This is a genomic window from Psychrobacter sp. AOP7-C1-14, from assembly GCF_052376135.1.
In the GTDB taxonomy this organism is placed as follows: domain Bacteria; phylum Pseudomonadota; class Gammaproteobacteria; order Pseudomonadales; family Moraxellaceae; genus Psychrobacter.
Genome location: NZ_JBQSVH010000011.1, coordinates 51,515 through 67,240 on the forward strand (window position 1 = coordinate 51,515; position 15,726 = coordinate 67,240).

Annotated in this window: 6 protein-coding genes; all 6 read right to left on the reverse strand. The window is 44.1% G+C overall.

Going from position 1 to position 15,726, the window contains the following annotated elements; genetic code table 11:
- Positions 1-3 precede the first annotated feature (3 nt).
- Positions 4-2,226, reverse strand: coding sequence for a hypothetical protein (locus ACT3QN_RS08800; protein ID WP_444522568.1), 2,223 nt, complete (start codon positions 2,224-2,226; stop codon positions 4-6).
- The gene (locus ACT3QN_RS08805) at positions 2,223-9,923 is read right to left on the reverse strand and encodes a HEAT repeat domain-containing protein (RefSeq protein ID WP_444522567.1); all 7,701 of its coding nucleotides are present in this window, start codon (positions 9,921-9,923) and stop codon (positions 2,223-2,225) included. Before ACT3QN_RS08805 ends, ACT3QN_RS08800 begins: the two co-directional genes overlap by 4 nt.
- A 107-nt stretch (positions 9,924-10,030) precedes the next feature.
- A complete protein-coding gene (locus tag ACT3QN_RS08810; protein ID WP_444522566.1) occupies positions 10,031-13,459 on the reverse strand; it encodes a BRCT domain-containing protein in 3,429 nt (1,142 codons plus the stop codon).
- A gap of 570 nt (positions 13,460-14,029) precedes the next feature.
- The gene (locus tag ACT3QN_RS08815) at positions 14,030-14,770 is read right to left on the reverse strand and encodes a peptidase (protein ID WP_444522565.1); all 741 of its coding nucleotides are present in this window, start codon (positions 14,768-14,770) and stop codon (positions 14,030-14,032) included.
- 36 nt (positions 14,771-14,806) lie between these two features.
- On the reverse strand, positions 14,807-15,379 hold the full coding sequence (locus tag ACT3QN_RS08820; RefSeq protein WP_444522598.1) for a transglutaminase-like domain-containing protein: 573 nt from the start codon (positions 15,377-15,379) through the stop codon (positions 14,807-14,809).
- A 29-nt stretch (positions 15,380-15,408) separates the two neighbouring features.
- Positions 15,409-15,600 carry a transglutaminase N-terminal domain-containing protein gene (locus tag ACT3QN_RS08825; RefSeq protein ID WP_444522564.1) on the reverse strand — a complete coding sequence of 64 codons (192 nt, stop codon included), beginning with the start codon at positions 15,598-15,600 and terminating at the stop codon, positions 15,409-15,411.
- Positions 15,601-15,726: the final 126 nt, after the last annotated feature.

Consider the following 15,726-nt stretch of genomic DNA (forward strand, 5'->3'; position numbering starts at 1 on the left):
ACATTACATCCCTTGGTTTTCGATAAAGCCTTTGGCTTCAAATCTGGCAATATGTTGTAAAAAAGCGGATTTGGCTTGAGCAGGTTGATTAAACACCAGTTGTTGGCGCGTATCTTCGCCCCCTATTGTTTGTTCGATGGTGATTTTCTTATGAGCAATAGTGATGTAGACATAAGCAATAGAATTCTCTTGCGCTGCTGAATCCTGCGCCTTACCGTTTTCATTGGTATGTGTATGAGCAGCTGGTTGAGCTAGAGCAGTCAAATCAAGCGTCGCTGCAGAAGGTAATGCCATAAGCGAGCTGTTGGCTGCTTTTATTTTTGCACTTTCTTGTACGTTTGCTTGAGTATTCTTAGTCTTATTAAGACGCTTGCTTGGCACACGTTTACTCAAGACTCGAGTATCATGCCAGCTATCATTGCTTGTGTTATTAGGGTCGTACTGGTTGTATCTAAGGCGCAGCGCGATAAGATGTGCACACACGCCATGAGTAAGACGATGTTGCAAGTACTGCGGGCAGCTACACTCTGCCTTAGTCACCAGTCCTTCGTCGCCTAATTGCAGCTGGCTGTGATAAGTGCGTCTGTCTTCTTCAACATGGATATCTGCACGGATAGTGATACCTTTGACAGCGACAGTCTCAACTGTGAATTTCTGCACAGCATCTGTACGGCCAATCAAATCAAAAGCCTGCTTTTCTGCTTCGTTGTGATAAGCGAACTGTGCCATTTCAAGCGGCACTTGAGTCAAAGGTCGGTAATGATACAGCTGTGTCGCCATCTCAAAGCGAATCAACCCTTGTTGCGTACCTGATAGTAACCATTGCTGCACTTGTGAGTGAGAAACAGGCACAGATTTCAATAAAGCATCTGCTGACAGCGACTTTACCAAATCGTCTAAAGTACTAGGGGTGCTTGTCAGTGTTTTAATTAATACAGACAAGCCATTATTGTCATCGTTACTATCGTTATGGCTGTCTGAAAGGTTTTCTTCACTAGCAGCTAATGTATTATGTAGTGGGCGCTTGGGCAGCAATAAATCAAAGTTTAATGACTGAGACCAATTGGCTTGACTAAAGCCGGTCATAGCAAAGGTGAAATGAAAGCCTTTGCCTTTTAGCGTCCAGTAGCTTGGCATGCCTTGTCCGAGTAATGATACGGACACGCTATCAGTATGTGGTAATAGACGTTTTAGCAAGCTCAGACGCCTGCGACCCCACAAGCGAATTAGTTTTGCTTGTTGCCCTTGGTAGGGTTTTTGCTGTTGACTCACTTGGCTGGTAACAGTGATGTCAAAAGGCTCTAGTATAATCACTGGCAGCTGCTGAGGCCTGAGCTCAATGAGTAGGCCACGGCGCTTGCCTTTGATATCAGCATGCATGCGTAGCTCAAACAATACGTTATACAATGCGATTGGATCAAGATGAATAGTATCTTGTGGTAATTGGCCTGCAGACTGTACTTGTAACAGCGCTCTGATCCAACTTTTGGGTACATTGATACGTTTTTCTATGATCTGCTCTTTTACGCTAGGGTTGGCTACATCGCTATCAGTATCTGCTGCGTCCGTTTCTGGTATGGTTTCAAGTAGCTGTAAGCCGACCGCTTCATGACCAATGTCTAATATCGTTTGTTGATGGTCGCGAATTTTTTCAATACCGTTAAATAGAGCCGCGCTGTAATCAATGCTTGTGGTACCAATGGTCGGTTTGGTACTTTGCTCAAAAATCTCATTGGTCAATGTCAATTGAGCATAGCAGCCTTCATCACGGCTAAATACCTCAAAGCTAACGCCTTGCTCGTGCACCTGAATAATCGGATCTAAAATACAAAAGGCGAGTGGGTCGTTATCGAATAGCCACGTGAAATAATCACGTTGTGCGGTAAATAGGTTTTTATTGCTACTAGCACGGCGCATCTGCATAAATACCGTATATGCTGAGCGGTCTTTTGGCACATAACGGTAGTCACTACTCACCACATCAAACAATGCTAGCAAACTGTCACGAAAAACAAGAGGAGACTTGACCTTACCGTGGAAGTTAACGTCAGATCGATTCAGCTGAGCAAATAGTGCTACATGCTGAGTGTGCTCGCTCGTTTTCACATCGGTTTGACTGATTTGACTGGGTGCAGCGTAGTCTAACTGCATCATCAAGCCATCAGTGTTTGCTACTGCTTCTGACTTTGTTTCTGGCGCTTGGTCCAATTGGTTATCTATAGTCATTGACTGTCTCCTTCACCCTGATTGCTTTTTTGACTGCTGTCCTGACTATTTTGTGTTACTTGGGTCGAGCTAGGTTGCGACTCTGTATTGCTAGATGACAATTTTCCAGATGATAATGGACGCTTTTGCTGTGCTCGTACCATGGCACGCTGCCAGCGACGCATTACTTTATAAGCAAGCTTTTGAATATCTGCATTCTCATGCGTCATGAGTGTCGTCAGCCACTGCTCGATATTTGGATCATGTAGTTGTCCAAGCGCCTCGATGGCACGGATACGAACGGTCATATCCATGTTGTCATTACTCGCACAATGATAAAGTGCATCGGCATCTTTTGCTCTGACCCACTGTAGTAGCTGCTGATTGATTGGCATCTCGGTAGACGAGCTCTTGTTTTTCAGCGCATTTTTTACCACAGTTATTATGGATTTTGGGGCAGATATACCGCTTTGTTCAATACGAGAAAGCAACGTTTCTAGCAAGGTTTGATTGTCATAAGTGAGCTGAGATTGAGTTGCTGTCGATACAGCGCTCAACGTCGCTACGATACCTGACAGCATCTTATCTTCAGCGACAGGTCTGGCCAGTAATGCTAGCAGTGCTTGCTGCCACCAATTACTGACGGTAGTAGACAGTAATGGAATAGAGGTAGTAGTCAATGGTTGACGCGCTTTATTGAGCCAATCTAGCATTGCTGAGATCTGCTTCACCGCCACTTTATCGACAGATCCTTTGGCAGTTTTGATGGCCACATGACGCATGATTAGCCAAACCAGTTGTTTGATAGTGTCACCCACTTGTTCAACCATCTCGACCCACTGGTTGTTGCTGATAGTAGTCGGGCTGTGGTTGATGGTATCGATCAGTGTATGCCATTGCTCGCTGGCGGTTTCAAAACGCTGCTGCAATGTCGCCACCATTTCTTTGTCTAGATAGCTGGTTGGATACTGAGTCAGATAGCACAGTCCAATATGCTGTGTCAGTGTGTTGTTACTGGTAATCAACGCGGTAAGCTGTGATGTTGGCATATCTTGCTTAGCCATAATGGCATTTTGCAGTGCCATCAGGGTATCGGCTGGCAAGTGCGCACCATGCTGCGTGATGAATACTGCCAGCTCATCGATGCTGCTATTATCAATAATACGCTTTAGGCTTAAACGCTCCGTCTTTTCTACAAAGGTATCATTATGGCTTTGGATAGCTGCCCAATCATAAGGATAAATCTGTGACGCCAGACTGCCCCAAGTTTTTTGTGCCGCAGTATAAGCCACCATGAGCACATCACGATCTAGATTGTTTTGCTTTAAGATATCTAAAATTAAAGCTTTATTGGCATCGCTATCATTCATCTGCAGTAGCCATACCGCATGCCTTTGTGGACGGAAGAATATGGCTTTATCGATATGAATGCGTATATAGCTGCGTATTTGTTCCCAAGCAGGCGTTGTGTTGAGCCAGCGCAGTCCATTTAACCAATGGACAATGGCGGGATTGGTGAAATGGATTGCGGGGTCTGACAAGTGCGATTTTAATAGCTCAAAAATATGCGGACTATGCTCAAACTCACCACCTTGTGCAAGGCGACCTAAGGCTTCACTGGCTACGTCTTGCAGGTAGTGCTCATCGTCTTCGGCCAGTTTGATTAACTTATCATAGGCTTTGTACAAAGTATGAACCTGTAAGTTTTTATCAGCATTGTTCACAGGCGCTTTGGCATTAGGCGAGTTAGCATTTTGATTGTTATTGCTGCCTAGTAGCTCGCCAATGGCTAACACACTGCAGCTGCGGAACTCAGCATCAGGATTATAATCGATCGTGGCCATCAAGATGTTGACCCCATCAGCATGACCGCATTTAGCGAGCCCTTCAGCCGCGGCAAATTGCACATCGGCGTCTTTATTGCGTAGGGCGTTTTGTAATGAAGCAATACTGCCGTGACGTCTTTTGGCTCGATATGCCAGTGCTTCAACCAACTTAAAGGTATGGTTGGCTGGCATTTGCTCGTAAGCAAGTGCCAAAGCGGTATCAATGCGTGAGGATAGGTCGCTGTCGTCCGACTTTACCCATGCAAGTGATGGCAGTAGCTGCGTGGCAAGCTCATAATCATTATGATTCATAAGCGTGACAAACAGCGAAAGTAGCACTTGCGGGTCTCTTGGATGCTGACGTTGTAACCAACGCGTGTCTTCACGCTCCTCTAAATAATCCTCAATTTTTTGATCGTAACCGCTGATTTTTAAGAGAGTAGTAAATAAGTATTTACGCTCTTCTTTATTTTTTTCTGGCGTGTGCTCAAACAGATTTTCTAAACGCTGCAGTAAGGGTGCAACCAATTTTTTGCTACGCAGGTCAGCAATATCCCAATAAATAATCTGTTTGGGTTTTTTGTTGTGAGGGTCATCAAGTAAGGCGAATAATCGAAAGTGCGCCGCATTGGCAACCTGTTCAGCAGTGGTGATATCAAATTCGCTATCAAAGCTGCTCTCTAAACGCCCTTCTAAAGTATTCTTATTGAGGTATTGGTACGATATGAGTGCATCAGACAGTAGCTTCGAGCTACGATATTTTTCTCCACTGGTCCGAGCATCTTCAGCAAAATCAAATAAGTGATCAAATAGCGTGCTGTCTGCAAACAGTACGTCATAAAACTCGACCAGTTGCTCCAGTGCTTGGTACTTGGCACTCCAGTCATCACTTTTGACGGCCTGTAGCAAAAACGTCAGTTTGTCTTGACGTTGCACTGATGGCGATTGACTGTCTGCAAAGGGTGTGACGATGACTTGTTTCCACTCAGCAACGATTTGAGGCAGCAGCGACTGGCAATAGGTCTGTAGCCCAAGCAAGCTGGCTGGCAGATGACCTAATCGACCTTTTAGCAGATGATAGGTCTCTTCTGCTAAGGTTTGATTATTGGTTTTTAATAAATCAATGAGTTGCTGATTGGCACTGCTGCTGACGTTACTTGTGTCTGATTTTTCACTCTGCTGCTGTACAGCATCGTCCTTTGTGATATCTAATAATAAACCCAAGCCGCGTTTTACCATATCACGGTAGGGCGTACTCATGGCATAGTCGGCCAGCTTTTTGGCAGGCATGTTTAGCTTATACAAGCACTCCCATGCCAACTCACGAGTATCAAAACTACTGTGGTTCAGTAGTGGTAACAACACGCGACTGGTACTGTCTTGCCAGCCTTCATCGCTATTAGTATCCAACTCCAGTGATTGAGTAGCCAGCCACATCAATCCTCGTATGGCTTGGTCCGTGGTACTGCTATCAGCATAATAATCATCGCCTGCACGTATGACACCAATCCAAGCACCAAAGGCAAGAGATTGATATGGATAATGCACTTCAAAACAGTCTTGTGGGTCAGTAGAAGATTCACTTGTATCCTGAATGGAGGCTGATACGGGGTGAGCACCTAATAATGCCTGTAGACCACGCTGCCACTTCTGCAACGTCTCAAAAACATCGTCTTCGTCATCATAATACTCATAAGCGAATAATTCAGAGAAGTGACAGATGACCCTGATGGTTTGCGCACGTACTAGTGGTTGCTGGTGTTGACTGAGTCTGGCCAGTTGTTGTAGTTTTTCGGTACTGACGGTTGCCAGGATACTTGCTCGGATAGAGGCCGTATTATGGGTTTTTCCTTTAGCGTCACCTTTGTTTGCCGTGTTTGGCATAGCATCTGCCATCATGGTGATGACTTCAGAGTGAGACGATAAAATACCACCTAATTGATGTGATAAGTAATCACTCAAATACTGCCATGCTGACGATAGTGCTTGCTGGTTACTACGTTGTTGCACGTCATTTGGGTAACGAGCAAGCATATTGGCATAGACTACTGCCGTGTCATTATCCGCAAAACTTAGTGCTTCTATCAGTCGATTAGGCTTAGCAGCAGTCGCTGCCGATTCTTGCAGGCTATCTTGCAAGTCAGTGAATATCAATAGCAGTCTGACTGCTACTGCATAAGACTTTGACTCAAATAAAGGCTGTAATTGCCGTGCATGTGTAATACCTAAACCGTACTGTGCTTGTAGCCAATGAGTCGGCGTCATCGGTGAAACTAGATTGCTGATATTGTCTGTGCCGTTTCTCTTATGAGTGAGAAAGTGCTGCCCGCGAGCATCACCTAAAATAGCCAAACCCAAACTGGCTGATTGACTGATAATGTCGCGCTCATCTTTTTGCCATTTGAGCAGCAGATCAATATCTTTTACAGTCACCATGAGCGTGAGTATTGGAGCAAATGATTTAAAATCGGCGTCAGGGTGGTTTAAATAGTTATCGTACCAGTTAAGCGCGTCGTATGTTGAGGGATAAGCTAGCTTTGATAAGCCAAATAATGCTTGACCTACGTGACTGTGCCACTGAGTATATGCTTCACTTTTTTTACCTTGAGAAGGCATTGGCAACTCTAGGTAGTGCTTAAAGACTCGGTACGCTTGCTCATCACTCCGCTTTGCTTGTTCTTCGTCAGCATAGAGGCGCGATTGACTGGCGAGTAATTGCGCGACTGTCAGTTGAATATCAGGATAAGGGCTATTTAGGGCTGCGGTAATCACCTCCTCATGATGGTTGTCTTTTTCATCGACACTACTATCATCTAAGTTGTTGTCCTCTAGACTACTGTCATTAGCTAAAATATTAGGCTGTAAATCTGTTAGAGCCAAAGCAACCGTCAATGCTTGCTTGCGCAGCTCAACACTGTCATCAGCCAACATAGCAACGAGCGCTGGCATCAGTTGTGTCAGCTGAGTCGTATTTGCCCTAGCTTGTACTGTGGTGAGGGCTTTATGCTTAGTATCCGCATAAGGACTGGCAAGCGCGTTTAGCATTACATCAGCAAACCCTAGATGCTTGCTCTGTTTCAATGCAATCTCAAACGCTTGCTGACGAATGGTGGCAAACGTATCTGCAAAAAACAAACTCAAGACAGCTTGATTGGTCTTTTGACTATTGGTTTCTTCAGTATTATTGGCTTTATTCGTTTTATGTTTCGATGTCATCGCTAGCAACAGTTGTTGCCATTCCTCTATCGCCACTTGATGTACATCTTCAAACAGGCTTTGCTGCAATAGTTTGATAATATCAACAATAGCGCTGTCAGAAGTGTTTTTAGATGACTGCTTAAATTGGCGGTTTAATAGAACTTTAACCACTTCTAATCGAATACTAGTAAAAGGGTTATTTAAGGCTTGTAGCAGTATGTCTGTCATCTCTGACGACATCTGAGTGCTTTTATCACTGCTCTTTGAGCTGTCTGGTGTGAGGTGCTTTAAAAACAGTGCCAATGATTGCTCATGAATATCTTGATGTTTAGACGCAAAACCTGTGGCCGCCCAAGACAATACACTATCTGCCAACTTACCATAAGCTTGCATGGCAACTTGGCGCACGCCAGCGTCCTTATCATCCAGTAATGTCGGTAGGACTGCTTTGGCGTCGTCTATATCTAAATGTCCGAGTGCATTTGCGACACCAGCACGAATGATGGTGCTATCCTCATGGCTCATCAGACTAATTAGCGTACCAAAGGCTCGTTTTTCTTGTAGGCAAGCCAGCGCATAGGCTGCCCGAAAGCTAATATCTTCGTGACTATTGCTTAAGCTCTGTAATAAAGGCTCTAACGTCTCATTGCTAAGCTTTACCGCCTCAGCAGCAGGTTTTTTAGATTTTGCAGGCTTAGCTTTCTTGCTCTTAGATTCCTGTGTATTCTCTGCTTGCGAGATAAAATCTTGTGTAGACAAGGTTAAACGGATTGCCTCATCGGATTCTGATGGTTTGTCATTCTTCTCATTTGCCGCTGTACTATCAGCATTGTCTAGCAGCGTACCTCGTAACAAGCGGAAGTCATCAAAATCCGTCAGGGTGCGTAATGTTTGTGTGTCACCTTGCTGTTTTAGTGCCTCTATCAATTTAGGTTGAGACAATAATGAGACGTAAAATGCCGTTTGCCTAATTTCTGTATCACGATGATTTTGTAGTAGCATCAGCTGACGCGATACTTCAAGATGGTTGAGCATATTACGTTGATACAAGCGAATAAGTCCTGCTTGAACAATGTCTGACTGATTGCACTCTAATGCCATTAAATCTGCTTGAGGACTGGCATCTGGCAACAATGTCTCAAGAGACGCCAATGCTTGTTTGCGGATGTTGGCAAAACTGTGTGACAGCGCACCTCGCAAAATAGGTAAGATTCGGCGCTGGCTTGTGGCATCTTGCATGGCCACTTTTAGATACCCTTGCAACGCAGAAGCTATCACCTCTTCGTAGTAACGGTTTTTAAACGCCTCTTCTAAGTATCTAAGCGGGCGGGCGGTAGAGTCGGCTCGGTCTGCTAATGCATGAAATGCCGCAAGACGTAATTTTGCACTGTGCGCTGAGCTTAGTTGCTGCTCTAAAACGTGTGCCGTCTTATCAAGACTCGTCGTAGCGACCCACTGTACCAATTGCAATGCTTGGTTGGCTGTGAGTGTGTCGCTATCATCAAGTAGTTTTTTGACCAGATCTAACGTTTGATTGTCTGCTTGTACCTGTAGCAGCGCCAAGCCTTCTTTAAACGCAACATCACTATTGTTTGAGGTATCAGAGAGTAGCTGTTTAACTCTGTGGTAGCCGTCTTTTATGATATAAGTGACTGGCAGTAGCTTACTATTTGATGCATTGCTCTGAGTGATGTCTATTGGTATAAAACGTAAGCTTTGGTCAAGACCTACTACTATGATGGCAGGCTTGTCAGCATAGCTTGCGACGGTAATCTGCTGCGGCTTAACCAAATCTTCTTTACAACTGTTTGGCTGACCTTTATCAAATGCCCATGATTTGACGATTTTGTCATCTGCGGTAGTAAACAGTCGAGTGTCTGACACACAAAGCGACTTGATCATTTCGCTGTGCTGGCTAGACTTGGCTCTATCAACAGGATGTAGATCGCCTTGAACATGAGTACGGTACAAGTATTTGTCCGCACCTGCTGAGAAGAAATACTGACCGACTGGCTCAAAACAAAGCGCCGTTACTTTACCTTGATGGAGCTGTTTGCGGCTGCTTAAGCTAAGTTTTGTTTCATCTGAAGCCCATTGATAGCTACTAACATCTCCCGATTGATCTGCCACAACTAGCCATGATCCGTCGTTTGACGTTGCTAGTGTTGTCAATACAAAGTCTTTATTTGATGTTGCTATAGCAGATGCATAAGGCTCAATGATGGCAGTACTACTGGTCTTACTGTTTTGATAAGGCCATACCACGATGTGTTTCGGATATAAAATAGCCAAGGCATCTTGTAGTGGTGCCATTGCGACGGCACGGCCTATCTCACTATCACTATTCTTAAGTGTATCAAGTATGGATTTGGCACTGGTCTTTTTAACTTTTTTGGCTTGCCAGTCCGTTTGGTAAAGATGACCATCATCACCTATCATAACAATAGTGCTGTCATCTGTTTGGCTAATGGCTTGCATCGCACAAGGTAATGCAGTTGTCGATAAGCTAAATTGCTCACCTTGTTGATCGAGGATATACAAAACAGGCGCCGATGTTTGGGTTTGCTGCTGGCGAGTAATAAAAAGACTGCGCCCATCCTGTTTGGTTGTTTTTTGAGTTGCCGCTTGAGTGCTATTGGCTTTACTGACTAAGCCAATAATTTGACCCCAATAGGGGAGTGTTATTGTTTTCATGGTGTTATCTCAGTTGAGGTGACGTCATATTTTTTTGAGTATCTTTTTTGGATATAAAAGCTTACTAGTATTTACTACCTGTATCTGTTATCTGTCCGCTAAAGCCGTTAAGCAGAAGCAGCCGTCTGTAGGTTGTTGGATAGCTCAGGATAGCGATGCAACAATCGTGTGACTGCAACCAGACACGCATGACGCTCCATCTTGCCTGCTGAGTGCGTAAAGGTGAATAGTGTCGGCATAATGAGCGCCGCAAAGGTACTATCAGCCAATGCCACATCACGAAAAGTCTCAATCAATGCCAGTTTGGCACGACTCGCAGATATAGGTTTTAGCGTGATATTGCTACCCGTATCAGCTGTCTCCGTACTTTTATCTGAATAGCGTTGTTGTTTATTGCTAGCACTAGTATTGGGTTCTTGCGAACCGCCCAAACGACCAGGCGGTAGCTCAAATAGCCCGCGGCGTAGCAGCATTAATAACTGATCGACTTCTGCAGGCAAGTTCTCTGCTGTTTTTACTGGCTGATCTTCTATGACTGGTTGAGTGTTGCTGTCTTTATCTTGTACAACTTCTTTATCGCTACTGGTTGGTTGCCAGTTTGGAGACACGTGACGCGACTTGTAGTGTTTCCATAGCATGGTCACAGCAGCATAACGTACTTCACGGTCTGTGCTTTGAGTCAGTTGGTATAAAGACTGCACTTCTTGGAAGTGAGCGTGACGCTGTAGCAGCGTGATACCGATTTGGCGAGCAACTCGTGCTTTGCTTTCAATCAAAGCATTTAACATATCGGCATTCAGTTGTGTTGACTGGACGTGGTAACGGCGATTGGTAACGGAAGGTTCATCTAAAAGCGCACGTTTTAACAGCTCAGTGACCTCAGTATAAGGCGACTCAGCTATCATGAGCCATAGAGCTGGCGTTGGTTGCCACGTCGCCATCTCATACTCGCTCAGCAGTAAGCCAAAATCTCGCAGCTGGCTGTTACGCTGTTGTAATAAAGGAATGACGCGCTCAGCATCGAAGAACGAAGAAGGGATAATCGCATCAGGATCAACAGGTCTGTCTGTCAACGCCATACAAATATATTCATGATGATGACTTAGGTAGCTGATCGCAAGCTCACTGATAGGCGCAGTAGCATCATCTGTTGCCATGTGCCACAAGGCATTTGCACCTGCAAAAATATCATCTTCGGACACTTCTCGTGATTGACCACTTAGCATTTGTAAAAACGCTGTTTCAGAGATGATTTTTAGTGCCGCACCATCAGCGATCAAACCTTCAGCTTTTAGCTGTTTACTGCCTTTACGGCCATTACCATATAGCGGTGATCCATCATCCCCAATGACCAAATAATCTAGCTTGCCATTGACGGCGCTACTAATAGCACCATTAGCTGCTTTCACGACTTTTTCGGCCTCGCCACGTGTCATGCTTTGCATCTTGCCCGTGAACAAATACCGTTGACCGGACAAATCTACTTCAGTAGCAACATCTGCATTACTACTCGAGCCTGTAGTGCTATCACTAGAAGCGCTGTCAGTAGGGCTGCCTTCTTCATTACTGTCATTATCGAGATATGCAACAAAATCGGCAGGCAAGAAACCTTTGTTGATACGCTCAATTGCAAATTCACGATAGAGTGCTTGCTCACTATGTGCTAGCTTCATAAGCCAGTCAAAACCTAGATCTATCGGCGCAAAACGGCGTACATCAGACAGCCAATCTCGCACATTTTCTGCTAAGTATTCATCAAAGTCTAATTGCTTTTGCCAATTTTTGATAGGTTCAGAAGTAGGAGATAAACCTTGATTATCAGTACTACTTATAAGATTGATAATACTAGTGGACTTTAATAGTTCAATATATTCAGATACTTGCCAATCAGGCTCATAAGCAAGCGCATGCCAATAGCTCATATCAAGCGCTGCGGCTGATAGCACGTCTTCATCAATCCAATCGATAACAGTAGATTGTGACAATGGATGTAATAACAGCACTTGCCATACGGAAGCATTTATTTGACTCAAATCCAAACGCCTAAGCTGCTCTAACGCAAAGTGCATGCAGTAACTGTCATCATGAGCAGAGAAATCGTATGCTGCTGATATATCTAGTTGCTGGGCGACGCGAATAAAGTATTCAGCTCCTAATTCTTTGGCACTATAAAGCTCAGGCAGTTTTTTTATGGCAAACTTAACACTGTACCGTCTGCTACTAGTCAACCGTTCAAAAAACCACTCAGGAGTTAAGTCGCGTCTCGTAAAGTGTTTGCTGAGTTGTTTGCTAGCGGTTTGATGGTGATGCTCTGTGTCTAATAGCTGCCCCCAACCATTGACACCAATATCTGCAATAGGGTTACGACTTAATATATTATTGATTGCAAAGGTTCTAACAGGCTCATAATCTGACATCGCCAGTAGCATCAGCTCAGTGAGTGATAAGTCTTGAGCATAGCTTTTGGCATAGCCAATCGCATATTGGTAGGCAGCAGGATAGTCTGAATGAAGTAGTTGTAGTACGACTTGATGTAAGCCCAATGTCTGAAACTTAGACTTTTCAAAATTAGGTGAGTTTTCTAGTAGCCAAACAATCATCTCATCACGCGCTTTACTATGCGCCTTACCAGCCGATAGATATTGCAGTGTGTCGCTACTTACATCACGTAATTGGGTTTTAAAATCATGCTTTAGGCTATCGGTTGCAAACTGTCTGACGGCCTCATTTTTTGCGATAGCCAATAGTTGAATAAGTGGTTCAGGATCTCGTTGCCACGCCTCAGAAAACGCACGACCTTTTGCATCAAATAGCTTGCGAGGGGAGCGATTGCTAAATCGATTGACGCCATAATCAAGGCTATTGTGGAAACAAATATGATTGAGCACCCAGCTGCTCGTTTGCTCAGGACTGCCTGCTGTCATGGTTCCGTCATAGCTGGCGAGTACACAGACAGCAGCATCAATATAGCCAATCGGCATTTGCTGCCCCAGTTGGCGCAAATAACGCCATGCTCTGAGGCTCATATAGGTCTTGGTGGCGAAGCTAACATTGGCGCTAGGCGTCTGATCAAAACGTTGTAAATCAATCTTGGCAGCTATTTGTCCAAAAATCTCATAATCTTGAGAAAATTCAGCCTGCTTATAAATACGTTTTAAACCTTTCCACACACCGTAGTTGACTGGTAACTCACTGATAGCTTGTTTTAATATGGCTCTAGAGTACGCGCTACCATCTTCCCATAGCGCAGTCAGTATCAAATGGATTTTGTAACGGTCAGGTAAGGGGTAGATGCCTTCGTCTGCTTCGAGTTTGGCAATCATTGCCACACGCTCTGCAAACTGTACTTCGGGGTTTTTCTCCCGAAACTGATGACTTAGAATCTTGTCCAAAAAGCGATCAAACGTCAATTCACGTTCGGGGATGGGTGTCTCGGGAATCGCATCAGCTTGAGTTGCCAATGTACATAATTTATCGACCAAACTTGGATCTTGGGCTTGCCAAGCTTGCTGAATTTGTGAAAATGACAGACTCATAGAAACTTGCCTTAATTTTTATTTTGTCGGTGCTCGTAATTTTGTAGCACTATAAAAGCGCGTTTCGAAAAAAATATCAAGGACTTTTGTAAGTAAACATATGGGTTACGACATATAACGTCGCGCTTAGATTTTTTTGCAATTATACATTGACAATAATAACTATTATGAGGCAAACTTAACGGGTTGTGAGATTTAGCGTTTCACCGTTTACGGTGAGGGGCGACGTTGCGTCGTCCACGAGTCAAGCCATTACATTTTACCCAAGGAAGACTGTTTCAGTCCTGCTAATACCTAGAAAAAGGCCCTAGTGTCATTAGCTCGCTGGCGCAATCACGCAATCGTGATTGAGCTAATGCACTAGGGCCTTTTTCTAGGTGCAGTCCAGTGAGTCTTCCATGTACCAGGTCATGAGGTAGATTACACAACAATTGAGTGTGACATTATTATAATGACATTCAAGGCCTTTAAATCAAAACCGGGGTTAGACTGTTTATGCAGTCTAACCCCGGTTTTTTATTGATGAATTAATAAAATGCATTCCTAAATAATATCTGAAAACAAAAAAATCTATATCCAATACCCATCAGGACATTTAGGTAATTCGACCAAAATACGACGTAGCTCCTCTGACCATTGACGACGAATGCTATTGAAGTATGCATCACTCTCATCAATACGTCGGCCAGTAGGCAGGGTTAGGCTATCATTGGTATAGAGTACAAAGTCTATTGGCATACCTACTGACAAGTTAGATTGGATGGTTGAATCAAATGACAGCATCAACGCACGTGCGGCATGCTTCACATCCGTATTGTAGCTGACAGAACGATCTAGAATGGGTTTGCCATACTTGCTTTCACCCAATTGAAAAAACGGTGTATCTTCAGTGGCTTTGATACAGTTGCCTTCAGGATAAATCATGTATAACTCAGGTGGATGCCCTTTAATCTGACCACCTAGCATAAAAGAGCTAGTAAACGCGCCATCAACATCAGTATTCGCGACTGCTTTAGCATGATTCATAATGTCACGCATACATTCGCCAACCATTTGGGCGGCATCAAATAAAGTCGATACCGTGTTGAGGTTACTCTCAAGACGCTGATCAATATTATTTTGCAGTTTGTTAAATACCGCTTGCGATGTGGCTAGACTACCAGCGGTCTGCAATACCATAAAGCGTTCACCCTCAACGCCATATTGATAAAGCTTTCTAAAGGTTGAAATATGGTCAACGCCAGCATTGGTTCGAGTGTCACTAGCGAAAACCATTCCTTCTTTAAGACAAATAGCAGCGCAATAAGTCATAACAGATCCTTGTTGAAGACAAGCATAAGAAATAGCTTATGATAGCCTTGAAACTAACACTTGACTGTAAAGATTTTCGTAACCGCCACCCATACGTATACCGCGTACAGGGGCAGTATCTAAATAGTCTCGACCAATAGCAACGTAGACGTGAGAGCTTGGTTGAAACAGCTGATTTGAGATGTCAAAGGTGTACCAGTAACCGTCTAACCAAACCTCTGCCCAGGCGTGGCTTGCCATATGGTTTTCGGTTTCGTCATATAGATAGCCTGACACATAGCGTGCTGGAATATGCTGGTCACGTAAACAGCCTAAAAATACATGGGTGTGGTCTTGGCACACGCCCGCGCTTGTCGCAAAAGACTCAGTGGCGGTTGTACCTACATGAGTCACATCTTTCACAAAAGGCATTTTCATGATAAGGGCATTGGCCATCGCTTTTAAGCTATCATGGGTGATTTTTTTTAGATAAGGCGCCGCAAACTCGCGCATCTCTTGTGAACATTTTGTCAATGGTGTTTGTACGGTAAACAGCAGATAGGGGACATAATCCATATCCTCTAGACGTTGAGTTTCTGTATCAATCTCCACGATACCTGATGCTTGCATTTGCAAATTATTATGCGCCTCATTACGGCTTAACGGCTTAGCGTGAGCCAGTCATTACCAAAGCCATCTTTTTGATTGGTCGCCACTTTAGGGAGCATTACCTCCCATTGATGAATGATTTGATGCGGCATCTGCATGGGAGTCATGCGTATATACTGAACACTGCGCTGTGCAAGCTCGCCGTAATAATAGTTGGTTTGATGGCTGATTCGAAGTTTCATGATAGCTTCCTATTTTTCTGTTTATTTCATATGTATAGTCAATCCTATATAAATCGGATATAGCGTCAGTCCTACTTAGTCTACTATTGGCAGTACTGTTACCTGCCTTCCTAGCATCCGGATTAT

Bases quoted from the DNA above. Each gene is read 5' to 3' on its own strand.
- ACT3QN_RS08800 (WP_444522568.1), bottom strand. From the start codon at position 2,226: ATGACTATAGATAACCAATTGGACCAAGCGCCAGAAACAAAGTCAGAA.
- ACT3QN_RS08805 (WP_444522567.1), bottom strand. From the start codon at position 9,923: ATGAAAACAATAACACTCCCCTATTGGGGTCAAATTATTGGCTTAGTC.
- ACT3QN_RS08810 (WP_444522566.1), bottom strand. From the start codon at position 13,459: ATGAGTCTGTCATTTTCACAAATTCAGCAAGCTTGGCAAGCCCAAGAT.
- ACT3QN_RS08815 (WP_444522565.1), bottom strand. From the start codon at position 14,770: ATGACTTATTGCGCTGCTATTTGTCTTAAAGAAGGAATGGTTTTCGCT.
- ACT3QN_RS08820 (WP_444522598.1), bottom strand. From the start codon at position 15,379: ATGCAAGCATCAGGTATCGTGGAGATTGATACAGAAACTCAACGTCTA.
- ACT3QN_RS08825 (WP_444522564.1), bottom strand. From the start codon at position 15,600: ATGAAACTTCGAATCAGCCATCAAACCAACTATTATTACGGCGAGCTT.